Here is a 21,032-nt window from a genome sequence, read left to right as displayed (position 1 = left end):
TCATTTCGGTTATGCCGCTTGCGTGAGCGTAGCGCGGTAGGCGGTTTCGTAGGTGTTTGGTGTGATGTTGCCGATCGCGGAGTGCCGGCGGCGGGTGTTGTAGCGGTTGGCCCACCGGAACACGGCCCGGTAGGCCGTGGCCTGGTCGCCGAACGCTGGTCGGCCTTGGAGGAGTTCGCGTTTGAGGGTCGCGTTGAAGCTCTCAGCGAGGGCGTTGTCCGCGGACGAGCCGATCGCTCCCATCGACTGGGTCACGCCGAAGTGCTCGCAGAGGGCGGTGTAGGCCTTCGAGGTGTAGACCGACCCGTGGTCGGAGTGAAAGATCGCCCCAGCCAGGGTGCCGCGTTCGCGCTGCGCGGCCCGTAGTGCGTTTTCGACGAGCTCGGTGCGCATGTGAGTGGCCATCGACCAGCCTGCCAGCTTGCGTGAGCCCAGGTCGATGACCGACGCGAGGTAGAGGTTGCTGCCGTCGGCGATGGGCAGGTAGGTGATGTCGCCGACGTAGCGGCGACCAGGACCGCCGGTGCTGAAGTTCCTGCCGATCAGATCTGGGAAGCGTCGACCGGACTGATCCGGGACGGTTGTCTTCACACGCTTGCGGAGCCGGATTCCGGCCAGGCCGTGCTCACGCATCACGCGCGCCACGCGCTTGTGGTTGACCCGCTCACTCTCGGCTGCGCCGGCGTTGAGGTCAGCGGTGATCCGAGGCGCTCCGTAAGCACGATCCCCGCCCTGTTTCGGGTCTTGCAGCACCCGGATCCGGCCCGCCAGCACCGAGTCAGCCGCCGTCCGCGCGGCCCGCCCCTGCGCTGCAGCGAGCCACGCGTAGAACGACGACCGCGCGATCCCAATCACCTGGCACAACCGCTTCACGCCGTAGGCGTCCTTGTGGTCCTCAACGAACTGGAAGCGGTTCACCAACTCGTCTCCCCGGCGAAATACTTCGCCGCCTGACGGAGAATGTCGCGTTCCTCAGCAAGCTTTGCCTGCTCGACCCGCAACACCCCATTCTCGGCCTCCAGCCTCGTGATCCTCGCCGCCTGCGACTCCCGCCGCCCCACTGACACCCCCGCCGCAGCCGACGCGGTCCTCGTCCCGGAGCCGAGCTTGTCGACCCACCCCTTCAACGATCCCCGGGACACACCCAAATCCGCCGCGATCCCCTGCAACGTCGCACCCGGCGTCGACTCATACAAGTCCACCGCCCGGCACCGGAACTCATCGGTGTAACTCTTCCTGGCCATCCTTGGATTCTCACTTCCCCCAGCCATGTGCTGGATTACACGTGTCCAAGAACAGGGGAGTATCGGAATTTCGGTGTAAGTGGCCCGACTCGCTGACCAGAGCTGGTTGGTGGGAAAGAGGGTCTGATGACCGAGACACTGCATGTCATGGACGATGGCAGGCAACCAACTGAGCAGGAGCTGCAGCTCGCGCGGGAGCTCGTCGCGCAGGCCCGGGAGCAGGGTGCGTCGATGAGCGCGCCGGGGATGCTGCGGGCGTTGACGAAGACGATGCTCGAGACCGCCCTCGATGAGGAGATCACCGAGCACCTGGGCTACGACAAACACCACATCGAGGGTCGAGGAAGCGGGAACTCCCGCAACGGTGCCAGGACGAAGACAGTGATCACCGAGACCGTCGGGCCGATCGAGATTGAGGTGCCACGCGATCGGGAGGGCTCGTTTGATCCGAAGATCGTCGCCAAGCATCAACGTCGTCTGAATGGGGTTGATGAGATCGTCTTATCCCTCGCTGCGAGGGGGCTGACCAGCGGCGATATCGTCGCGCATTTCGATCAGATCTACGGCGCCTCGATTAGCAAGGACACGATCTCCCGGATTACGGACAAGATCGTCGAGGAGATGACCGGCTGGTTCAACCGGCCGCTGGAGCCGATCTATGTCGCGGTGTTCATCGATGCCCTGCACATCAAGGTCCGCGACGGGCAAGTCGCTAACCGGCCGTTTTACGCGGCGATCGGCGTTGATCTCGACGGGCACAAGGACGTCCTAGGGATCTGGGCCGGCGAAGGCGGCGGGGAGTCGGCGAAGTTCTGGTACGCGGTGCTGAGCAGCCTCAAAAGCCGCGGCGTGAACGACGTGTTCTTCCTCGTCTGTGACGGATTGAAGGGCTTGCCGGCGTCGGTGGCCGCGGTCTGGCCGGAGACGATCGTGCAGACCTGCGTGATTCATCTGCTGCGCAACAGCTTCAAGTACGTGCCTCGCCAGCACTGGGACACTCTCAAACGCGATCTCAAGCCGATCTACACCGCCATCGACGCCACCGCCGCAGAGGCAGCTCTGGACGCTCTCGACGACACCTGGGGGCAGAAGTATCCGACGATGATCCGGCTCTGGCGCAATGCCTGGGACGAGTTCATTCCGTTCCTGGACTACAACATCGAAGTCCGGCGGGTGCTCTACTCCACCAACGCCATCGAGAGTCTCAATGCCAGGTACCGGCGGGCAGTCAAAGCCCGCGGGCATTTCCCGACCGAGCAGGCAGCGTTGAAAACGCTGTACCTTGTGACCAGGGCGCTCGATCCGTCCGGTCGGGGCCAGAACCGGTGGGCGGCCCGCTGGAAACCCGCCCTGAACGCGTTCGCGATCACCTTCGCCGACCGCATCCCCGGCCTCAACCGAGACCAGGGCTAACAACGCCACTTACACCGAAAATCTGACACTCCCAAGAACAGGGGGTAAGGCCCGTGGGATTGACTTTGGCGTGGTGGGCATCGCAGGCGAGGGTGAGGCTGGTGATGTCGGTGCGGCCTCCGTTCTGCCATTCGGTGACGTGATGGACCTGGGTGCGGGTGGCGGGGGCATCGCAGCCGGGTGCGGTGCAGCCGTGTTCGCTGCCGTAGAGCGCGATTCGCTGATCGGCGGTGGCGAGACGCTTCTCTCGACCGAGGTACAGGGGTCGTTGGTGGAGGTCGAGGAGGAGGAAGTATTTCGGGTTGGTGCCGGCCATGCGGATGGCGTCGGTGATGGAGAGTCGTCCGCCGGTGGTGGTGGTCGCGATCCCGGTTTCGGATTCGAGTTGGTCGATGCTCATGGTGATGATCGGAACGCATGGCAGTCCGCGGTGTTGGCCGAGTTCGCCGGACGAGACCGCGAGTCGCAGGGCGTGCGTCAATGCGTCGTGTTGGCGTTGGGCGAGGCTGCGGTGATCACGCTGCGCCGCCTCCGAGAGTTCCTCGGCGGTGGCGCCCTCAGCCGGGCTGTCGGGGTCGTCCGGGTTGTTCATCCCGGGGCGGGCGTATTTCGCGAATACCGCTTCCATCAGTGCCCGGCATTCGGCGGAGAGGGTGCCGCCGAAGTCCGAGATCAGATTCTTATCCTGGCGCCCGATTTCCAGTCCGCGGGCGCGGCGTGCTTTCTCCGGGTTCGGCTCCACTCCATCGGGGTCGAGCAGCTCGATCGCCCGCCGGCCGACCTTGGCTACGTGTTTGGGGGTGGCCTCCCGCGCCGCCGTCACCAGAATGTCTTCCAACACGTCGGGCTTGTCCACGCTGGGTGGGCAGGTGCGGAACACCTGCTCGATCGTCAGGGCGTGCCGTTCACTGATCGCCCCCTGCCGTTGCGCCGCCATCGTCAACGCGAACCGCGGCTGCGCAACACCACAGGGCAGGTGCTCGATCGCTCGGCCTCGCGCACCGGCAACCCGGTCGCGGGCTTCGGTGCCGGCGAGCCGCAACCGATCGATCAACATTTCCTTGAGGCCGGTGTAGCCGAGGGTGCCGGGCAGGCCCTGCTCGTGCGCGACCTGCACCAGCGCGTGCTGCGCCACCGGCACTCTCCGCACCGCAACTTCCAGCCGTGACAGCGAAGCTAACACCTCCGGCGAGGACAACAGCACCGGGTCCGCGGAGGCCAGGATTTCAGTGGCGTGTTCGAAGGCGGCGAGCGCATCCAGATACTGCGCTGACGTGCACACCGCCTCGGTCATCGCCGCCTCCCTCCCGCTTCCCATTCTACTCGAAAGTTTCGAGACTGCAATCAGTTTCGAACATGATCTCGACGCGGCGTTATTGTGAATCATGGCTACGATGTCGAGAATTTCAGATACGGGGAAATCGAGCGCGCACCCGGTCATTGCCGCAGCCCGTTGGATCGGGGGATCGATCGTGCTCGCGGCACTGATTGGAACCCTCGGCGCGGTCGGCGTCACGGCGTCGCAGAGTCGCGGAGGTGAACCGACGCTGCAGCCCGTGCGTAACCATGATGGTCGGTACACCGACAAATACTGCATCGTGCAGAGCGACGGAACAGTCATCGAGTGCTCGAAGCTCGACGGCGGTCTCACGATCTACAGCAACGGCCAGAAGCCCTTCATCGTGCAAGACGCACCCATGCCGTCGAGTACGAACTGATCAGTACTTACCGAAGGCGAGAGCCACATCGTGGCCGCCGAACCCGAAGGAGTTGTTCAGGGCGTAGGTGACCTCGCCGCGGCGCGCAGAACCGTGCACCACGTCGAGCTCGATCTCCGGATCCTGGTTCTCCAGGTTCAGGGTGGGCGGGATGACGCCATCGCGGATGGAGAGCACCGTCAGTGCTGCCTCCAGTGCGCCGACCGCGCCGATCGAGTGCCCGAGCGCGCTCTTCGGTGCGTATACCGCGGCATCGGTGCCCACGGCTGAGATCGCTTTGGCCTCAGCGACATCGCCGATGGGTGTCGCGGTCGCGTGCGCGTTGATCAGATCGATATCGCGGGGCGTCAGCCCCGCCACTTCGATGGCCCGCTTCATCGCCCGGGCCGCCCCGCGGCCTTCCACATCGGTTTGGACCATGTGGAAGGCGTCGGAGGTGATGCCGGCGCCGAGGAGGCGGGCGATCGGTGTGGCGCCGCGTGCCAGGGCGTGTTCCTCGGTTTCGATGATCATCAGGGCCTGGGCTTCGCCGAAGACGAAGCCGTCGCGGTCCTTGTCGAACGGGCGTGATGCCGCGGCCGGATCGTCGTTGCGGGTGGAGAGGGCGCGCATCATCGAGAACGGTGCGATGACTGGGCTGTCGATGCGTCCTTCGATGCCGCCGCAGACGGCGATGTCGGCGTCGCCGAGCACGATCTGGCGCCAGGCGTGGGCGATGGCCTCGTTGCCGGTGGAGCAGGCGGAGACCGGTGCGATGGCTCCGGCGCGGGCGCCGATTTCCAGTGCCGAGACGGCGCAGGCGCCGTTGGGCATGGACATCTGGACCGCGAAGGGGGAGACCTTGCGGACGCCGTGATCGCGCAGTGCGTCGACGGCTTCGACCATCGATTCGCCGCCGCCGAGGCCGGTGCCGACGACCGCTGCGAGGCGGGCCGGGTCGACGTCGGGTCGGCCGGCCTTGTCCCACAGGCGCTTGGTCATCACGTGCGAGGCCTGCTCGACGTAGGACATGCGGCGCTTGGAGACGTGCTGTTTGCTCACGTCGCCGGCGTACTTGCGGTCCGGACGTTCGGGCACCTCGGAGGTCGGATCCTCGAGCAACTGCCCACCGATCCGCACCGGCAGATCCGCGATGTCGACACCGATGAAATCGCCCTTGAGTTCGCGGATACCGCTCTGCCCGTCCAGCAACGCCGACCACGTCGACTCGGTATCAGTGCCGAGCGATGTGGTCAGCTCGATCGCGGTCACGACCACGCTGGGGAACTGTCCGCCGAGGGTGGTGAAACTCCGAATGTCAGCCATGCCTCCATCAGAACCGACGGCGGCCAACCCGTTCGCTGTCGTCAGGTGAGAAGTTCGCCGCGAGCCGTTGTGGGCTCGTCACGAACCGATCGGTCCTTGAACCGGACGGTCCACGTGGCAGCGAGACTCGCGAACCCGATCACGAAGCACAGCAACGCATACGGCAGGCTCCCGATCGGATCACCGTCCGCTGTCCACCCTCCGGAGGCGCCGAGATACGCCGGCAATGCCGCGAGCCAGAGCGCGGCGAACACCGCCAGATACAGCGTCCCGTATCCCTGCACCAGCGAGTTGCGCGGGCCCAGCGCCGATGCGTCGCCCGCTCGCACCGCCGACCAGCTCCGCCACATCGCGACCGCTCCGACCGCCGACATCAGAGCCAACTCCAGCAGATACACACCGCCGCGTACCGCGTCGCCAGCCAGTCCGATCACGGTCGCCGGGAGCGGCAGCACGAACGTCCCGACCGATGCGGCCAACCCGACCACCACGATCCGTCGAACGAGCTGCGGACCCGTGAACCGCGCACCGTCGTCGACCTGGCGGCCTACCAGGAACTGCACGCAGAGTGCCAGGGACATCGGCCAGAGCGCCGCGAAGACGACCACCGATCCCACCGGCACGGACGCGAACATGGGCTGATTGATCGGATTGTCGAGCGACCACTCCCACCAGCGCAGCTGCGGTCCGAGGTGATCGAAGATTTCGTAGAAGGCGTGATGGACCAGGCCGACGGCGCAGGCGCCCACGAGGACTCCGTACCGGCGGAAGACCCCGAGCCGGCGCACTGTCTCGAAAGCCATCGTGGCCATGAGCGGATAGATCGCGACGATGTACAGCGGCAGCCGCCCCCAGAGGAACTCGACCGTGAACAGATTGTGCGCGAACATCGTGTCCACGTAGCCGTCGATGCCGAACGCGCCGGGGAAGTACAGGGGAGGCTCGATCACGAACAGGTAGGCGGTGGCGCCGAACCACACCGCCAGATTGGTCGCGTCGCCGTGGGCGCGCCAGCGTCGCCAGGCGTACACCAGCGCGAGGACCGAGCCGACGATGATCGTCAGCTCCAGGACCGGGAGCGTCCAGTTCTCCAGCGCGAACGGGCTGCGGAAGGACACGAGACCGCCCGTATCGTTGCAGGTGAAACCCATCCGCCGGGCCAGCCCATCGAAGGTCGGCGTGCACATGTCCACCGCTCAGACCTCCGCGGCCGCCGCGGAGTACCAGCGTGTGCAGTCGTACCCCGCGTCGTAGCGCGCGAGCCACTCGCCGGCCAGTGCGGGCAGGTTCTCGTGCGCGGGGTCGTGCCCCGGCGTCTGGCTGCGCACGATGCCCTTGAGGGCGACCATCTGCTCGCCCCGCGGCAGCACATCGAAGGCGCGCGGCATGGAGCCCTTGGTCAGGTGCGGCGCGAGCCCCACCAGCAGCTTCTGCTTGAGCCGGTACCGGGCGAACATCGAGAGCGCATCCACCTGTCGGTCACGCAGTGGCACATGCTGATTGAAGCCGGCGCAGGCGATCCGGATCACCTTGAGCACATGCGCGAAGATCGACGGAGCCATGCGCATCCGGTACAGCTCGCTGCCCACCATCGCGTTGTAGATGATGAGCGCCGAGCTGCGGTGTTCGACCTCTTCCACGAAGTGCCACAGGAACATCGAGGCCACCCGATCGTCGCCGGGCCGGAAGAGATGCTCCTCGTTGTCGAGCATGAGCTTGAACACCGGGGTGAACGTGGCCTCCAGATCGGCGGTGTACGCCAGCCGGTACTGCTGCGAGGTGGCCTCGGTGAGTAGGTCGAACTCGCCGATCACCGCATCCAATGTGTTTTCCAGGCCCGGGTACCGCGCGATCAACGCCTGCACGTGTCGACGGTGTGCGGCGGAGTGATGCCCCTCCTGCTGCATGAACGCGGTGGCCTCCGCGGCGACCTCCGGGTCCGCGAACTCCTTGCGCAACTGCAGGATCAACTTGACGATCATCTTCTCGAAGCCGACGGCCAGGAAGGAGACCGCGTTCATCATCGACGAGAAGCCGGGGTTGTCCGGGTTCCAGAGGAACGGGACGGGCGCCTCATCGAAGTGGAAGTCCATCGTGCGCGGATGCAGGTCGGTCATGGTGAGACCATACATATATAACGTGTTCTGTATGGTGTGATTGGATGAACCGGTAACCTGGTGCGATGGCACGCAGGGGTTGGAACGGGACGCCGCCCGCCGACGACGGCGAGGCCGCGGCGCGCATCGTCGCCGCTGCGGCGGAGCTGATCGGCACGCGTGGCACCACCTCGATAGCCGAGGTCGCCGAAGCGCTCGGTGTGATCCGGCAGACGGTGTACCGGTACTTCCCGACGGTCGATGCGTTGCTCCAGGCAGCGGCGGTGCAGGCCGTCGGCGGGTTCCTCGACCGCCTCGCAGCGCACCTGGACGGCATCACCGACCCCGCCGACGCCGTGGTCGAGGGCATCGTCTTCACGCTCGACCAGGTACCTCGCACCCCGCACCTACGGCTGATGCTCTCCGGTGCACACTCGCACACGGAGGCCATCGCCTCCGATCAGGCCATGGCGTTCGGTATGACCATGATCCGGCGCTTCGACGTCGACTGGCCGGCCCACGGCTACGACGAGCCGGCACTGCGCGAACTCGTCGAGTTCCAACTACGGATCATGCAGTCCTTCTTCATCTCTCCGAGCATTCCGTCGCGCAGCCCGTCCGACCTGCGGAACTATCTCACCCGCTGGATCGCGCCCGCCGTCACCGACTCCGGCGGGCGCACTCGCCCCGAGTGAGCTCGCTCGGGACTATCCTGAACGCACCTGCTGAGGAGGCCCCATGATCGGGAAGCGGATCAAGGACAACATCGATGCCGCGGTGAACGTTGCAACCAACTCGGTCGCCCGGTCCGGCGAGATCGTCGAGGGCGCCGCGCAGGCGCTGCGCGGCGACGTCAAGGGCGGCATCGGCAAGATCGCTACGAGCGCCACCGATATCGCCACGACGGCCGCTTCGGAAGGCGTGAAGATGACGCGGCAGAATCTCGACGGTGTGCGCGAGGCCACCGACAAGGTGGCCGACGAGGTCAACAAGCCCCGGTGATCACCGCAGGTCGCGGCGGTATCCTCCCGGCGTGAACCCGAGCACCTTGCGGAAGTCGCGGATCAGGTGCGCTTGATCCGCGTACCCCAGGTCGGCGGCGATCCGCGCCATCGGAAGATCGGGCTCGGTGCGCAGCAGCTCCGCCGCATGCTGTAATCGTCTCCGGTGGATCAACGCCAGCGGTGTCAGGCCGATGTACTTGCGGGTCAACCGCTGTACCGTTCGCGCCGACGTGCCGGTCGCCGCGGCCACATCGTCGACGGTGCGCAGTGTCTCGTCGTCCTCGATGAGTGCCGCGAGCCGATTGGCGAGCAGCCCCTCCGCCGAGGGGCGAGGGCCCGCACGCAGCCACGACTCGTAGGCCGCGCACGCGGCTCCGACATCCCCGCGTGCCATCGCGGACGCGACCGGTTCGCTCAGGTCAGGCAGATCCATGGGGGAGTAGGTATCGAGGATCGCCTGCGGATCAGCGGTGAGAGCGGGCGTCGCGGCGGGTTTGAGCAGTGCACCCACTGCGAACCCGCGCCCTGTCAGATCACGGTGACCGATCGCCGTCGCCGCCCCCGAAAGGCCCGTCACCGCCTGCTCGACCACCAGGTTGAGCGCCGGGAAGGGCAACAGCTCCTGCCGGGAGACGCGGCCGGGAGCGATGTCCCACTGCGAGATCCAGAACCACCGCACGAGCTCGGATACGTCCGCCGAGGGGACGCGGCGCTCGAACGTCGGTAACGCCGCCGGGTACAACACGCCGCGACGGTTCCGGCTCGGATCATCCACACCGCGATCGTAGGCTGTCGCGAATGTTCAATCCCGCGGATGCGGCCGGTTCGTACCGTCGTTCCCATGACTGAGAACACGATCCAGAACGCCACCGCCGCGCACGGCGTCCACACCACCCATGGCGTCCCGCACGGCGCGACGTCACTGACCCCCTTTCTCGCGATCCCGAACGCCAAGGCCGCCATCGACTTCTACCGAGACGTCTTCGGCGCGCGCGTCATCGCCGTCACCGAGTTCGACGGTGTCGTCGTGCACGCCGACCTCGATTTCGGAACGGGGCGAATGCAACTCGGCGAGCCCAACCCGCAGTACGGGCTCGTGGCGGCCCCGGACGGCGACGCGGACTGCTACTCCCTGGGGCTGTACTGCCGCGATGTCGACGACGTGGTGGCGCGCGCAGAGACCGGTGGTGCCACGATCCGCGAACCCCTCGCGAACTTCGTCTCCGGAGACCGCTACGCCAGCATCCGTGATCCGTTCGGCGTGCGCTGGTCGGTCATGACGCGCGTCGAGGATCTCAGCGATGAGGAGAGCGCCGCCCGGGTCGAGGCGTGGGCCGCCACTCAGGCCTGATCAGTCGGCGACCGGCGCGGGAATCGGGTCGAGCGGGCGGGGCGGTGACTGCGGCATCGTCTGGAACCGCACGTCCGCCCGGCCCGACGGTGCCGCGTTCGGATCGCTCGGCTCGAGCCACGCGAATCGCACGGTGATCTGTCCGGGGCCCGCGCTGCCCACGACCGACGTGTACGCGTTGGCCCTCTTCGTGGGTGTGCCAGCGAACTTCCGGTGGTCGAACGACAGGATCTGCACAGGTGAGCTGGCGGTGCCCTGCGGGGTGTCGAGGCGAACCCAGTTCAGTGTGCAATCGACGGATCCGCCCATCGCCCCGACCTGCCACGCGACGCCGGGGAACGGTGGTGCCACGGTGCGTACGGCGTCGTCGATCACGTTCTGCGGCAGCTCCGGGCAGGCCACGGGAGCGGCGGCGGCGGGCCCTGCGCCGATGCCGGCACCGGCGAGAGCCCCCACGGATGCCGCGATCACGCTGAAGGCGAGCTGTGGTGTGCGCATGTCTTCGAACCCTTCGGTCGGGGCAAACATCGACGCGGTCTCCATCGACACGACACCGTGATTATCGATGCTCAGGACCTCGTCGTTACGCCGTTCCGCGAGATCCTGCGGACGCGCCTAGGGTGAACACCATGAGCGATGCATCGCAGCAGACCGACGAACAGGGCGCCTACATCACCGCGGATCGTCCGTACGAGCGCGATACCCGGTACATCGAAACCCGCATCACCAGGGACGGCGCCGACGGCTATCCCGTCGAAGCGGGGCGTTACCGCCTCGTGGTGAGTTACGCCTGCCCGTGGGCGACGCGAACCATCATCGTGCGCCGGCTGCTCGGCCTCGAGAACGCCATTTCCATGGGGATCTGCGGTCCCACCCACGACAAGCGGTCCTGGACCTTCGACCTCGATCCCGGCGGTGTCGACCCGGTGCTCCAGATCCCGCGTCTCCAGGACGCCTACTTCAAACGCGTACCCGACTATCCCAAGGGCATCACGGTTCCGGCCGTCGTCGACGTGCCGTCGGGTGCCGTGGTGACCAACGACTTCCCGCAGATCACGCTCGACTTCTCCTCGGAGTGGGTCGACTTTCACCGCGACGGTGCGCCGCAGCTCTACCCCGAAGATCTGCGCGCCGACATCGACGAGGTGAACAAGCACGTCTACCGCGATGTGAACAACGGCGTCTACCGGTGCGGCTTCGCCGGCTCCCAGGAGTCCTACGACGCCGCCTACGATCAGTTGTTCAATCGCCTCGACTGGCTGAGCGACCGGCTGCAGAACCAGCGATACCTGGTGGGAGACACCATCACCGAAGCCGACGTGCGGCTGTTCACCACACTCGCCCGGTTCGATCCGGTGTATCACGGCCACTTCAAGTGCAACCGCCAGAAGCTCAGCGAGATGCCGGTGCTGTGGGCGTACGCGCGAGACCTGTTCCAGACCCCCGGTTTCGGTGATTCCACCCACTTCGCGCACATCAAGAGCCACTACTACGAGGTGCACCGCGATATCAACCCGACCGGCATCGTGCCCAAGGGGCCTGATCTGGCGAATTGGTTCACCCCGCACGGCCGGGAGAAGCTCGGCGGTCACCCGTTCGGCGCCGGCACCGCCCCCGAACCGCTACCGATTCCCGCAGGCTGACAGCGCACTCGGGTAGTCGGTGTAACCGGCGGCGGTGCGCCCGTAGAGCACATCCTCGCGGATCTCCGAGAGTGGAGTTCCGGTGCGGATTCTCTCCACCAGATCAGGATTCGCGATGAACGCCCGCCCGAACGACACCAGGTCGGCAAGGCCGCGACGGAGTGCTTCCTCGGCGCCCGCGGCGTTCGTGGGGGCCCGGTTCTCTCCGATGTTGGCGATGAGCGGGCCGTCGAATCGCGGCCGGAGATCAGCGAGTGCCGGGTACCGATCGTCATCGGTCAGGTGGAGATACAACAGGCCACGGCCGCTCATCTCGTCGATCAGGGCACGGTACAGGGGAGCGGGGTCGCGTTCGATCATCGAGAATTGCGGATTGCCCGGAGACAGGCGCAAGGCCGTCCGGTCGGCGCCGATCTCCTCCGCGACCGCATCCACCACCTCGACAGCGAAGCGCATCCGGTTGTGCACAGAGCCCCCGTATCGGTCCGACCGGAGGTTGGTGTTGTCCGCCAGGAACTGGTGGATCAGGTAGCTATTGGCGCCGTGCAGTTCTACGCCGTCGAATCCCGCGTCGATCGCTCGTCGAGCGGAGGCGGCGTAGTGATCGATCGCCGCCTCGATCGCAGCAAGCGACATCGCCGACGGGGCGGGCCACGCCGCCTTGGTCCCGTCGAGTAGGTGCAGGACATCGCCATCGGGCACCGCTGACGGTCCGGCCGGAACCGAACCGTCGAGTCGCGCGGCGGGATGGCCTTTGCGGCCGCCGTGCATGAGCTGTGCGACGATCCTGCCACCCTCGGAGTGGACCGCCGACGCAACGGCGGCCCACGCGTGCTGGTGCGCAGCGGTCTGCAGACCGGGGATCCAGGCCTCGCTCTGACCGAGAGAATGGGGCCAGATGCCCTCCGTCACGAGGAGGCCCGCGGAGGCGCGTTGCCGGTAGTACTCGATGACGTCGGTCGTCGGCGAACCGTCCTCGGTGGACCGTAACCGAGTCATCGGTGCCATCACGATGCGGTTGGGAACGGCGAGGGTATCGCTTCGATACGGGGTGAGCAGGCGCATGGCCGTAGGCTAGAACCTGACATTGATGTGAGGGGCAAGCGATGCGGATCGGAGAACTCGCGAATCGGACCGGTGTGAGCGTCCGGTCGCTGCGATACTACGAGGAGCGCGAGCTCCTCCTGGCCACGCGCACGCCGAGCGGGCAACGCGAGTACCCGGAGGCCGCCGTCGATCGGGTGATCCGGATTCAAGAGCTGTTCGCAGCAGGATTGAGCAGTGCGGTGATCGCCCAACTCCTGCCGTGCATTCACGATGTCGACGGCACTCCGAACGCCTCGGTGACGCCGTGGCTGGCAGACACCCTCAACGGCGAGCGGCAGCGCATCGACCGCTCGATCCGCGACCTGCTCCGGGCGCGTGAGGTCCTCGACGGTGTGATCGACGCGGCCCGGACCGACTAGAGACCGGCGGCCGATGCGGCGAGCTCAGCGACCGCGAAGTCGCGTTCCATCTCCTCGCGTTCTCCGTCTTCGGCGAACCACGCGGCGGAGAGCCCGGCGAAGGCGATGACCCAGCGCAGCAACCGTTCCCGCTCGAGGCCGGCGGCCTCGACGATCACGTCGAGCTGCCTGCGGAACCGCGCCGGATCGGCTGCAGACGACAGATCGGGATTGGTCAGCAGGTTGGCGTAGTCGAAGCCGCGCTCACCGATCACGTTCTTCGGGTCGATCGCGAGCCAGCCGCGGTCACCGAAGTCGAGCACGTTGTCGTGGTGCACATCGCCGTGCAGCACGACCACCTCGCGCGCATCGTCGAGTAGCTCGCAGGCCACCGACCACGACCGTGCGAACCGAGGATCCTCGTCGTGCACCGCGGTCAACGACGCGAACCATGGGCGCAGCTCGACCAAATCGGTGTCCGGCAGTCCGGGACGAGGACGGTGCAGATGCGCGATCGTCGCGCACAGAACACGGGTCGCCTCGTCGTCCCGGCCGTTGTCGGCCATCTCCATCAGGCGGCGAGGTCCCGTCGCTCGCTCCATCAGCACGATGTCGTCCGCGGATTCCAGGACGCGGGCGGCACCGTCGCCGTCCCACCACCGCAACACGGAGGCACCGGCGCGTTCCTCGGGTGTCCGCGCGTGTTTGAGCATGGCCGCCGTCCCGCGGTACCGAACGGGCAGCAGATCGCTTCCCGGTGTCGCGAACGGGTCGCCGTCGCGAGTGAGACGCCACCTGGACAACGCGTCACGCCAATCGAATTCCGCCTGCATCGCGTGCCAGCCTAGTTGGGAGCACAATGGTGCCGTGAGCGACTTCAACAAGGACATCATCGAGGAATTCCGCACCAACAACGGCACCGTCTCGGCCATGGGCTTCGGACGCGCCCTGGTGCTCGTCCACAGCGTGGGCGCCAAATCGGGGGAGCCTCGGATCAATCCGCTCGTGGCACTCCGCGATGAGGACGGCTGGCTCATCCCCGCCTCGGCCGGAGGATCCCCGAAGAACCCAGCCTGGTACTACAACCTGGTGGCCCAGCCGGCCATCGAGATCGAGTACGCCGACGACGAGGGTGGCATCTCCACCGCGAAGGTGAGCGCCCGTGAGCTGACCGGTGCCGAGCGCGATGCCGCCTGGAAGCGATTCGAGGAGCGCTCGGAGGGGTTCGCGAAGTACCAGGAGACCGCGGGTGACCGGGTGATCCCGGTGTTCCGCCTCGACCCGCGCTGAGAGCTACCGGCGGAAGCGGGCGGCGGTGGCGACACCGAGGGCTACGTCGCCGTAGTCGCCGCCGAGGGCGCGGCGCAGGGTGTCCTCGTCGAGGTTCTCGCCCGCAGTCAGGAGTTCCTCGATGGCCTCCGTATCGGCGGGGTACTCACCGTCGACGTTGTCCTCATAGGCCTGCGACAGCATGTCGGCGAGTACGCCGGCGGCGGAATCCGGGTCGGTCGCGGGCCCGGGCGCGAAGTGCGCCTTGGTGATGAGGTCCGGATTGTGGCCGACCGCCGACCACGACGTCCCGTCGAAGCCGTACGCGAAATTCGGTGCGGCCGCACCATCGGCGAGCGCGGCGAACCACCAGCGCGGTGCCCCGGCGGCCACCAGATCCTCGCGACCCGCGATGTCCAGCTCGCCGGCGACCCGGTCGAAACCGACGATGCTGGCACGGCCGCCGGACAGGAGCGCCAGATCGAACTCCGATCCGCCACCGTCCGCGAAGTGCACGATTCCCGGTGCTGCGGGCCGGAGATCCTCCTCCTCGAAGACCGCCGCGACCACCGCGGACCACCCCGCAAGCATCGACCATGCATCAGCCGGGGCGGGGAGGAGAACGTCAGTCACCGTCATGAACGCGATAGTAAACGCGGATATTCACAGCGTCAAAGATCATGCGACGGTGATCACTTCCCGGGTGCCGCGCAGCACGACCCACGCCGCTACCGCGGTGGCGACCAGGAGCACACACGACGTGCCTACCGTGGTGGTCACGGCGTCGACCCAGGCGATCCGCGCGTTCTCCGCCAGTTCCGCCCCCTCGGACCCGCCGATCGCCGAGGCCTGTGCCAGGGTGTCGCCGAGCGTGCGCGACATGCCATCGTGCCGGGTGAAGACGGCGGTCGCCACCGAACCGAGGATCGCGAGTCCCATGGCCGTCCCCAGTTCGAAGCTCATCTCCGACATCGACGAGGCCTGGCCCGCACGCTCGGGTGGGGCGGCGGCCAGCGCGGTCTCCGAGACGAAGGTGAACAGCGTCCCGTACCCGACCCCGGCGACCACGGTTCCGGCCACGTACAGCCACGTCGGACCGTCGACCCCGAGTCCGATCAGGAGGAACTGCCCGGCCGCTGAGAACAGCAGCGCCGCGGTGAACGTCCACTGTCGCCCGAGATACTGGCGGATCCAGGGCGCCCGCATCGAGAAGTAGGCCACGGTGGCGGCGGCGGGCAATCCGAGGAAGGCGGCGGCGAGGACATCGAGGCCGACCACCGACTGCAGATAGATACCGGTCAGGTACGACATCGAGCTCAACGTCGAGATCGCGATGATCGTGCCGCAGATCGCCATGCTGAAGACCTTGTTGCGGAACAGGTCGAACGGGATCAGTGGGTGAGGGGAGCGCCGTTGCTGCGTGATGAACGCGGCGAGCATCACCAGGCCGACGGCGCCGATCCCCAGCGTGGTCGCCGTGACGCCGTGACTCGCCGAGGCCTTCACCGCGTACACCAGCGGGAAGATCGCCGCCATCGACAGCGCGACGCCCGCCAGGTCGAAGGGCGCCGAGGTATCCGTGCGCGATTCGTCGAGCAGGAGGGGCCCCGCCACCAGGAACGCGAGGAAGATCGGCGCGTTGATCAAGAACACCGAGCCCCACCAGAAGTGGTGCAGCAGGAGCCCACCCAGCACGGGCCCCACCGCCACGCCGAAGGAGAACGCCGCGGTCCAGATCCCGACCGCGATGCCGCGGTCGCGCGGGTTGCGGAACATGCTCGCGATCAAGGCCAGACTCGCGGGCAGCAAGGTGGCTCCGCCGATACCCATCAGTGCGCGCGCGGCGATGAGGAAGCCCGCGCTCGGCGCGAACGCGGCCACCACCGAGGCCACACCGAACAGGGCCGCTCCCGCGACCATCAGTCGCCGCCGTCCCACCCGGTCGCCGAGGTTGCCCATCGTGATCAGCAGACCGGCCAGCATGAACGGGTAGATGTCCAGAATCCACAGCTGTTGCTCGGAGCTGGGATGCAGTGCCGCCGTGACGTGCGGCATCGCCAGGTACAGCACCGAGGCGTCCATGGAGACCAGGAACACCGGCAGCAACAGGGCGGCCAGGCCGGCCCAGGCGCGGCGCGCAGTGGTGGACACGAGAAGACTCCTCAACGAGCTCGACGGTGGCGCGTACGGCGTACGCACTGGCAGCTGGGTACACTGTACGCAGAACGTTCGGGCACGGTCAACGCAAAAGGAGACGGTTGTGTCGGAGACCGCCCTCACCCGGGACGCGATCGTCGCCGAGGCCGTGCGCCTCGCCGACGAGGGCGGGCTGGAGAAGGTCTCGATGCGGCGCATCGCCGAGGCGCTCGGTACCGGTGCCATGTCGCTCTACCGGCACGTACCCGATAAGGAAACGCTGATCCGCGAGATGGCCTCCGCGGTGGGCACCGGTGCGCTGTATCCCGAAGAGTTGCTGGGAGATCCCGACTGGCGCCATCGCGTGCACCTCGCCGCCGAGATCGATCTGAGGCTCTACCTCCGGCACCCGTGGGTGCTCCTCGCGCACGCCATGCCGCGAGCCGCGATCTCGCCGTCGTCGGTGGCCTGTTTCGATTGGCTCGTCGAGGCCCTCGATCACCTCACCGGCAGGGTGGACGATTCCGCGGAACTCGCCCTCCACGTGTGGAACCACGTCCAGGGTGCCGGACTGGGTGCCGTGGGCCGGGTGCTCGTCGCCCCCGGATCCTCGCTCGACGGTGTGGGGTTCGTCGCGGGCCTCGCCGACGACCCGCTCATCGACGATCTCCCGCGGATGAGTGAACTCGTGGCCATCGAGCGGCCGGAGTTGTGCCAGGCCATGCCGTTGTTGCGGTCCGGCATCGAGGCACTGTGCGACGGCTTCGCCGCCCGCTACGGCGACCGCCGCGAGTGAACGACGAGGGAAGGTCGTGAACTCGCCGACGCGGGTTCACGCCCTTTCCACCCGCGATTCAGCCGGATGCGTCAGCGTGAGCGGGATGAAGCCCGCAACGAACCGGCGCGTCTTCCTCAAGGGTGCGCTCGCCGCCGGGGGAGCCGGCGCAGGCCTGCTTCCCGCCTCACTGCAGTCCGCCATGGCGCAACCGGCCTCCGCCGGAGGTCTGAACGATCTGCGGCACGTGATCTTCCTGATGCAGGAGAACCGGTCCTTCGACCACTACTACGGCACTCTGCGCGGCGTCCGCGGTTTCGACGACCCTGCCGCCATGCGGCTCCGCGGCGGCCACGGCGTGTTCGATCAGCCCACCCGCACAGGCCTTCCCGTGCAGCCGTTTCCGGTGCGTGGAGCCGCGGAACGCCAGCAGATGGACGCGCAGAACATCGATGCGCTCGACCACACGTGGAAGGGCGGGCAGGCGGCCCTGGCCGGTGGCTGGAACGACGGGTGGATCCCCGCCAAGACCGACTCCACCATGGCCTACTACGACCGCCACGACATCCCGTTCCACTACGCCCTCGCCGACGCCTTCACACTGTGCGACCACTACTTCTGCTCCGTCCCCACCTCCACCTCGCCGAATCGGAACTACTTCTTCTCGGGGTACACCGGATTCGAACCGGGCACCGGTGCCCGGGCCGTGGAGAACAGCGCCTACGACCGCGGACACCCCGGCTACGACTGGCCGTGTATCGGCGAGATCCTGCAGGACGCCGGAGTCTCCTGGCAGGTGTACCAGGAGTGGGACAACTTCACCGACAACAACATCGAGTTCTTCCGCCGCTTCAAGCAGGTCTCGTCCGCCGTGTTCCGCGACTTCGGTACCGAGATCGACGACTTCTACCAGGGCCTGCGCGCGCTCCCCGCCGATGAGGCGAGCCGGCGCGCCGGCGCGGTCGATGCCCGCGCCCGCACCCTGCCCCAGCCCGACCGGGACCTGTTCTTCCGCGGCCTGCGCCGCGGTGCTCAGGGATCGCTCACCGACCGGATCGCTGCCGATATCGCCACCGGGACTCTGCCCGCGGTGAGCTACGTGGTGGCCTCCGAGCGGGAGTCGGAGCACCCCAGCGCCTCGTCGCCGCGGGCCTCCGCGAACCTCGTGTACCGGATTCTGGACGCACTCGGCGGTAGCCCCGACGTGTGGCGGCACACCGCGCTGTTCCTGCTCTACGACGAGAACGACGGCTACTTCGACCACGTTCCGCCACCCCGTCCGCCACGCACCGCGACCGACGAATGGGTGGGCGAACTGCCGCTCGGACTGGGTAACCGGGTGCCGATGACGATCGTCTCCCCGTGGACCATCGGGGGCTTCGTCGCCTCCGAGACGTTCGACCACACCTCGACGTTGCGTTTCCTCGAACGCTGGCTGGGTATCTCGGTGCCGCACATCTCGCCGTGGCGGCGCACCGTGGCCGGAGACCTGACCAGTGCCTTCGACTTCCGTGTGCCCCGATCGCTGCCTCCGGCCGAGCGGCCGGCCGCGACCGGTAGTCTCACACCACGCTGGAAACCGCACGCCCCGGCAGTGGGAACGCGCCCCACTCAGGAACCGGGCACCCGCCCGATGCGGCCCGTGCCCTATCGGACCGAGGTCACCGCGAAGCGCCGGTCCGACGGGCTGCGCGTGCGACTGCGCAACACCGGAACGCGCAGCGCGCACTTCACCGTGTTCCCTTACCACGCACCCGATTCCACGCCGTTGCACGCGGATGTGCGGGGGTCGGTCGAGCTCACGGTGCCGCTGGCCGGCGACCGTTACGATGTCATGGTGCTCGGCCCGGCCGGCACGCACTGGACATTCACCGCTCCGTAGTACCCGCCCCGGACCGCACGCGCAGCACGTACTCGGCGGTCCGGGCGATCCGCTCGTCCGCATCGCCGCGCAGTGCATCGAGCGCGGCGGTGGCCGCCGGACCCGCGAACTCCGCGAGCGCCTGGACCACTCGTTGCCGCACCGAGTATTCGCCGCTTCCGGCGAAGGCGGACATCAGGTCCGCGATAATGCCCTGCTCCCTCTCCGGGCCCAGCGCGATCACCGCGAGGGCCTCCGCGGCGGGCACATCGCGATCGCCGCGCAGGATCATCGCGATCAACTCCGGTACCGCCACGGTGTCGCCGCGTGCGCCCAACTCGATCGCGACCACACCGCGCACCGTCGGGTCGTGATGCCCGAGAGCGGCGCGCAGGGCTGCATCGCCGGGGAATTCCGCGAGCGTTTCCGCTGCGCGACGCCGCACCAGCTGATCAGGAGACTCGAGGGCCTGTTCGAGGACCCGGACCGCGTCGCCGAGGTCGCCGGCCGTCGCATCGTCCTGCACCAACGCCCAGCGCAGCGCACCGGCCACATTCAGATTGTCCTCCCGGAGCAGGGCGTCGGCGAGCACGACGCCGGGTGCCGCGCCGACTGCGTCGAGGGCGGCATGTTGGCGCTCGCCGGTCGACGGTGCCGCAAGGCGCCGTAGCAGCGAGACCACATCGAGCACCTCATCCCAGGCTCGCGGTTCCGCCGCCGCCACCTGCCGGAGGCGGGCCAGCAGCGTGGTCTGCGTCTCGATGGTCTGCTGCGTCTGTGCGATCAGATCATCGACGAGGGCCGATGGCGTAAAACCGGGATCATCGAGGGCGCGGCCGATCTCCTTGAGTGACAAGCCGAGCGTGCGCAGGCTCTCGACGTGGAAGATGCGCCGCAGATCGGTGTCGGCGTACTCGCGATACCCCGCGACGGTGCGGCCCGACGGCCGGACCAGTCCGAGTGCGTCGTAATGCCGCAGCATTCGCGCACTCACGCCCGACCGTCGTGCCACCTCGCCGATCTTCATGCCCGCCTCCTCACGCCCGCTTCGTCAGCCCCGCGCGGCCTCGTCCGCCGCACGGGTGCGCTCCGCGCCGAGCGCTGCCGCACGCCGCGCCGAATGCATCGCAGACGTGATGTCCGCATCCGGATCCTCCGACAGCCGCATCGTAGCCGCGGCGTGTGCCCGGACCTCCGGATCGGCGGACCGTCCCGCAGCCTCCGCCGCCGCCACGCCGGCCGCCCCCAGCGCGACCAGGGCGCGGCTCAGACTGCGCCGGGTATCGGGCTCCCCTCGACCCAGTTGCGCAGCGAGCACCGTCGCGGTGGCGGCGCGCTCCGCATCGGGTACCAGGATCACTGCGGCCCGCCACGCGCTCCGGGCGACCTCGTCGTCATCGTCGGCCAGCAGTGGGGCGACCGCGGGCCAGACCGACCCGTCCCCGATCTTGGACAGCGTGTGCAAAGCCTGGCTTCGCGCCTGCGCCGCAGGGGAACTCAGCTCGCCGACCAGAAAGGGCACGGTGTCCTCGGGCGGCAGCCTGGTGAGCGCCCAGGTGAGCATGTCGCGGACGAAGAAGTCCGGCTCCACCGCGCACCGTGCGATCAGTCCCGCAAGGGAGTCGGGGTCGGCGGTGCTGCCGAGCACGAGCGCCGCACGCAAGCGCGCCGACGAGTTCGGATGATCGAGCTGGTCAATGAAAGCCATGACGGCCACCTCCTTCGGTGACCTCCGAGCATCGACCTTGCCACGGTGACAAGGTCAAGGCGAT

The 21,032-nt window shown here is 67.5% G+C and carries 23 protein-coding genes; 10 read left to right on the top strand and 13 right to left on the bottom strand.

The genetic code is table 11. The features are described from left to right. Positions 1–9: 9 nt before the first annotated feature. A protein-coding gene (locus TPAU_RS12380) for an IS3 family transposase (protein ID WP_086012687.1) occupies positions 10–1,244 on the bottom strand; the annotation gives its coding sequence in 2 pieces (ribosomal slippage) (positions 10–935 and positions 935–1,244; 1,236 coding nt in all). 147 nt (positions 1,245–1,391) lie between these two features. On the opposite strand from TPAU_RS12380, the gene TPAU_RS12370 reads away from it, so the two are divergent. Then, entirely contained in the window at positions 1,392–2,657 is a 1,266-nt protein-coding gene (locus tag TPAU_RS12370) for an IS256 family transposase (RefSeq protein ID WP_245537922.1), read from the top strand. Here TPAU_RS12370 and TPAU_RS12365 read toward each other — a convergent pair. After that, entirely contained in the window at positions 2,638–3,951 is a 1,314-nt protein-coding gene (locus TPAU_RS12365; RefSeq protein ID WP_013127097.1) for an HNH endonuclease signature motif containing protein, read from the bottom strand. The genes TPAU_RS12370 and TPAU_RS12365 overlap by 20 nt on opposite strands. Before the next feature lie 91 nt (positions 3,952–4,042). On the opposite strand from TPAU_RS12365, the gene TPAU_RS12360 reads away from it, so the two are divergent. After that, on the top strand, positions 4,043–4,375 hold the full coding sequence (locus tag TPAU_RS12360) for a hypothetical protein (protein ID WP_148227402.1): 333 nt from the start codon (positions 4,043–4,045) through the stop codon (positions 4,373–4,375). Here the strand turns inward: TPAU_RS12360 and TPAU_RS12355 are convergent, their stop codons facing one another. From TPAU_RS12355 to TPAU_RS12345, 3 genes are read right to left on the bottom strand one after another with little or no spacing between them, the layout of a single operon-like run. Next, positions 4,376–5,680, bottom strand: coding sequence for a KasA/KasB family beta-ketoacyl-ACP synthase (locus tag TPAU_RS12355; RefSeq protein WP_013127095.1), 1,305 nt, complete (start codon positions 5,678–5,680; stop codon positions 4,376–4,378). A gap of 41 nt (positions 5,681–5,721) precedes the next feature. Beyond that, positions 5,722–6,867: a DUF7802 domain-containing protein gene (locus tag TPAU_RS12350; RefSeq protein WP_041944410.1), complete on the bottom strand. Its 1,146-nt coding sequence runs from the start codon at positions 6,865–6,867 to the stop codon at positions 5,722–5,724. Between the two features lie 9 nt (positions 6,868–6,876). Continuing rightward, positions 6,877–7,797, bottom strand: coding sequence for a metal-dependent hydrolase (locus TPAU_RS12345; protein ID WP_041945019.1), 921 nt, complete (start codon positions 7,795–7,797; stop codon positions 6,877–6,879). Between the two features lie 65 nt (positions 7,798–7,862). Between TPAU_RS12345 and TPAU_RS12340 the strand changes: the two genes are divergently transcribed. Continuing rightward, positions 7,863–8,471: a TetR/AcrR family transcriptional regulator gene (locus TPAU_RS12340; protein ID WP_013127092.1), complete on the top strand. Its 609-nt coding sequence runs from the start codon at positions 7,863–7,865 to the stop codon at positions 8,469–8,471. Between the two features lie 43 nt (positions 8,472–8,514). Continuing rightward, positions 8,515–8,778: an Rv1893 family protein gene (locus tag TPAU_RS12335; RefSeq protein WP_013127091.1), complete on the top strand. Its 264-nt coding sequence runs from the start codon at positions 8,515–8,517 to the stop codon at positions 8,776–8,778. Here TPAU_RS12335 and TPAU_RS12330 read toward each other — a convergent pair whose 3' ends face one another. After that, positions 8,779–9,555: a helix-turn-helix transcriptional regulator gene (locus TPAU_RS12330; RefSeq protein WP_041944409.1), complete on the bottom strand. Its 777-nt coding sequence runs from the start codon at positions 9,553–9,555 to the stop codon at positions 8,779–8,781. It abuts the gene before it with no gap. Between the two features lie 66 nt (positions 9,556–9,621). On the opposite strand from TPAU_RS12330, the gene TPAU_RS12325 reads away from it, so the two are divergent. Then, positions 9,622–10,131: a VOC family protein gene (locus TPAU_RS12325; protein WP_013127089.1), complete on the top strand. Its 510-nt coding sequence runs from the start codon at positions 9,622–9,624 to the stop codon at positions 10,129–10,131. Here the strand turns inward: TPAU_RS12325 and TPAU_RS12320 are convergent, their stop codons facing one another. Further along, positions 10,132–10,629, bottom strand: a complete 498-nt coding sequence (locus TPAU_RS12320; protein ID WP_160160266.1) for an LppP/LprE family lipoprotein — start codon at positions 10,627–10,629, stop codon at positions 10,132–10,134. A 131-nt stretch (positions 10,630–10,760) separates the two neighbouring features. Between TPAU_RS12320 and TPAU_RS12315 the strand changes: the two genes are divergently transcribed. Beyond that, positions 10,761–11,774, top strand: coding sequence for a glutathione S-transferase family protein (locus TPAU_RS12315; protein ID WP_013127087.1), 1,014 nt, complete (start codon positions 10,761–10,763; stop codon positions 11,772–11,774). On the opposite strand, the gene TPAU_RS12310 is transcribed toward TPAU_RS12315, so the two are convergent. Beyond that, complete coding sequence (locus tag TPAU_RS12310) at positions 11,754–12,839, bottom strand: alkene reductase (RefSeq protein ID WP_013127086.1); 1,086 nt, start codon at positions 12,837–12,839, stop codon at positions 11,754–11,756. The two genes, TPAU_RS12315 and TPAU_RS12310, sit on opposite strands and share 21 nt — an antisense overlap. Positions 12,840–12,880: 41 nt before the next feature. Here TPAU_RS12310 and TPAU_RS12305 point away from each other — a divergent pair, with 41 nt between their 5' ends. Continuing rightward, positions 12,881–13,240, top strand: coding sequence for a MerR family transcriptional regulator (locus TPAU_RS12305; protein ID WP_013127085.1), 360 nt, complete (start codon positions 12,881–12,883; stop codon positions 13,238–13,240). On the opposite strand, the gene TPAU_RS12300 is transcribed toward TPAU_RS12305, so the two are convergent. After that, entirely contained in the window at positions 13,237–14,052 is an 816-nt protein-coding gene (locus TPAU_RS12300) for an aminoglycoside phosphotransferase family protein (protein WP_013127084.1), read from the bottom strand. The genes TPAU_RS12305 and TPAU_RS12300 overlap by 4 nt on opposite strands. A 34-nt stretch (positions 14,053–14,086) precedes the next feature. On the opposite strand from TPAU_RS12300, the gene TPAU_RS12295 reads away from it, so the two are divergent. After that, on the top strand, positions 14,087–14,509 hold the full coding sequence (locus TPAU_RS12295; protein ID WP_013127083.1) for a nitroreductase/quinone reductase family protein: 423 nt from the start codon (positions 14,087–14,089) through the stop codon (positions 14,507–14,509). Between the two features lie 3 nt (positions 14,510–14,512). On the opposite strand, the gene TPAU_RS12290 is transcribed toward TPAU_RS12295, so the two are convergent. Both TPAU_RS12290 and TPAU_RS12285 read right to left on the bottom strand, forming a co-directional pair. Next, a complete protein-coding gene (locus tag TPAU_RS12290; RefSeq protein WP_013127082.1) occupies positions 14,513–15,127 on the bottom strand; it encodes a hypothetical protein in 615 nt (204 codons plus the stop codon). A 39-nt stretch (positions 15,128–15,166) separates the two neighbouring features. Then, positions 15,167–16,639, bottom strand: coding sequence for an MFS transporter (locus tag TPAU_RS12285; RefSeq protein WP_013127081.1), 1,473 nt, complete (start codon positions 16,637–16,639; stop codon positions 15,167–15,169). 109 nt (positions 16,640–16,748) lie between these two features. On the opposite strand from TPAU_RS12285, the gene TPAU_RS12280 reads away from it, so the two are divergent. Beyond that, entirely contained in the window at positions 16,749–17,420 is a 672-nt protein-coding gene (locus TPAU_RS12280; protein ID WP_013127080.1) for a TetR/AcrR family transcriptional regulator, read from the top strand. A gap of 85 nt (positions 17,421–17,505) precedes the next feature. After that, entirely contained in the window at positions 17,506–19,281 is a 1,776-nt protein-coding gene (locus TPAU_RS12275) for a phosphocholine-specific phospholipase C (protein ID WP_013127079.1), read from the top strand. On the opposite strand, the gene TPAU_RS12270 is transcribed toward TPAU_RS12275, so the two are convergent. Further along, on the bottom strand, positions 19,268–20,287 hold the full coding sequence (locus TPAU_RS12270; protein WP_013127078.1) for a HEAT repeat domain-containing protein: 1,020 nt from the start codon (positions 20,285–20,287) through the stop codon (positions 19,268–19,270). The two genes, TPAU_RS12275 and TPAU_RS12270, sit on opposite strands and share 14 nt — an antisense overlap. A 24-nt stretch (positions 20,288–20,311) precedes the next feature. After that, complete coding sequence (locus tag TPAU_RS12265) at positions 20,312–20,968, bottom strand: HEAT repeat domain-containing protein (protein ID WP_013127077.1); 657 nt, start codon at positions 20,966–20,968, stop codon at positions 20,312–20,314. Positions 20,969–21,032: the final 64 nt, after the last annotated feature.

This window comes from Tsukamurella paurometabola DSM 20162 (assembly GCF_000092225.1).
In the GTDB taxonomy this organism is placed as follows: domain Bacteria; phylum Actinomycetota; class Actinomycetes; order Mycobacteriales; family Mycobacteriaceae; genus Tsukamurella; species Tsukamurella paurometabola.
The sequence above is the reverse complement of the archived record's forward strand: the minus strand, read 5'-3'. Positions and strand labels throughout refer to the sequence as shown.

What these genes read in the sequence shown, in the direction of transcription:
- TPAU_RS12270 (WP_013127078.1), bottom strand. Translation starts at nt 20,287, where the DNA reads ATGAAGATCGGCGAGGTGGCACGACGGTCGGGCGTGAGTGCGCGAATG.
- TPAU_RS12315 (WP_013127087.1), top strand. Translation starts at nt 10,761, where the DNA reads ATGAGCGATGCATCGCAGCAGACCGACGAACAGGGCGCCTACATCACC.
- TPAU_RS12325 (WP_013127089.1), top strand. Translation starts at nt 9,622, where the DNA reads ATGACTGAGAACACGATCCAGAACGCCACCGCCGCGCACGGCGTCCAC.
- TPAU_RS12365 (WP_013127097.1), bottom strand. Translation starts at nt 3,951, where the DNA reads ATGACCGAGGCGGTGTGCACGTCAGCGCAGTATCTGGATGCGCTCGCC.
- TPAU_RS12360 (WP_148227402.1), top strand. Translation starts at nt 4,043, where the DNA reads ATGGCTACGATGTCGAGAATTTCAGATACGGGGAAATCGAGCGCGCAC.
- TPAU_RS12275 (WP_013127079.1), top strand. Translation starts at nt 17,506, where the DNA reads ATGAAGCCCGCAACGAACCGGCGCGTCTTCCTCAAGGGTGCGCTCGCC.
- TPAU_RS12355 (WP_013127095.1), bottom strand. Translation starts at nt 5,680, where the DNA reads ATGGCTGACATTCGGAGTTTCACCACCCTCGGCGGACAGTTCCCCAGC.
- TPAU_RS12345 (WP_041945019.1), bottom strand. Translation starts at nt 7,797, where the DNA reads ATGACCGACCTGCATCCGCGCACGATGGACTTCCACTTCGATGAGGCG.
- TPAU_RS12350 (WP_041944410.1), bottom strand. Translation starts at nt 6,867, where the DNA reads ATGTGCACGCCGACCTTCGATGGGCTGGCCCGGCGGATGGGTTTCACC.
- TPAU_RS12320 (WP_160160266.1), bottom strand. Translation starts at nt 10,629, where the DNA reads ATGCGCACACCACAGCTCGCCTTCAGCGTGATCGCGGCATCCGTGGGG.
- TPAU_RS12305 (WP_013127085.1), top strand. Translation starts at nt 12,881, where the DNA reads ATGCGGATCGGAGAACTCGCGAATCGGACCGGTGTGAGCGTCCGGTCG.
- TPAU_RS12340 (WP_013127092.1), top strand. Translation starts at nt 7,863, where the DNA reads ATGGCACGCAGGGGTTGGAACGGGACGCCGCCCGCCGACGACGGCGAG.
- TPAU_RS12300 (WP_013127084.1), bottom strand. Translation starts at nt 14,052, where the DNA reads ATGCAGGCGGAATTCGATTGGCGTGACGCGTTGTCCAGGTGGCGTCTC.
- TPAU_RS12290 (WP_013127082.1), bottom strand. Translation starts at nt 15,127, where the DNA reads ATGACGGTGACTGACGTTCTCCTCCCCGCCCCGGCTGATGCATGGTCG.
- TPAU_RS12265 (WP_013127077.1), bottom strand. Translation starts at nt 20,968, where the DNA reads ATGGCTTTCATTGACCAGCTCGATCATCCGAACTCGTCGGCGCGCTTG.
- TPAU_RS12335 (WP_013127091.1), top strand. Translation starts at nt 8,515, where the DNA reads ATGATCGGGAAGCGGATCAAGGACAACATCGATGCCGCGGTGAACGTT.
- TPAU_RS12370 (WP_245537922.1), top strand. Translation starts at nt 1,392, where the DNA reads ATGGACGATGGCAGGCAACCAACTGAGCAGGAGCTGCAGCTCGCGCGG.
- TPAU_RS12310 (WP_013127086.1), bottom strand. Translation starts at nt 12,839, where the DNA reads ATGCGCCTGCTCACCCCGTATCGAAGCGATACCCTCGCCGTTCCCAAC.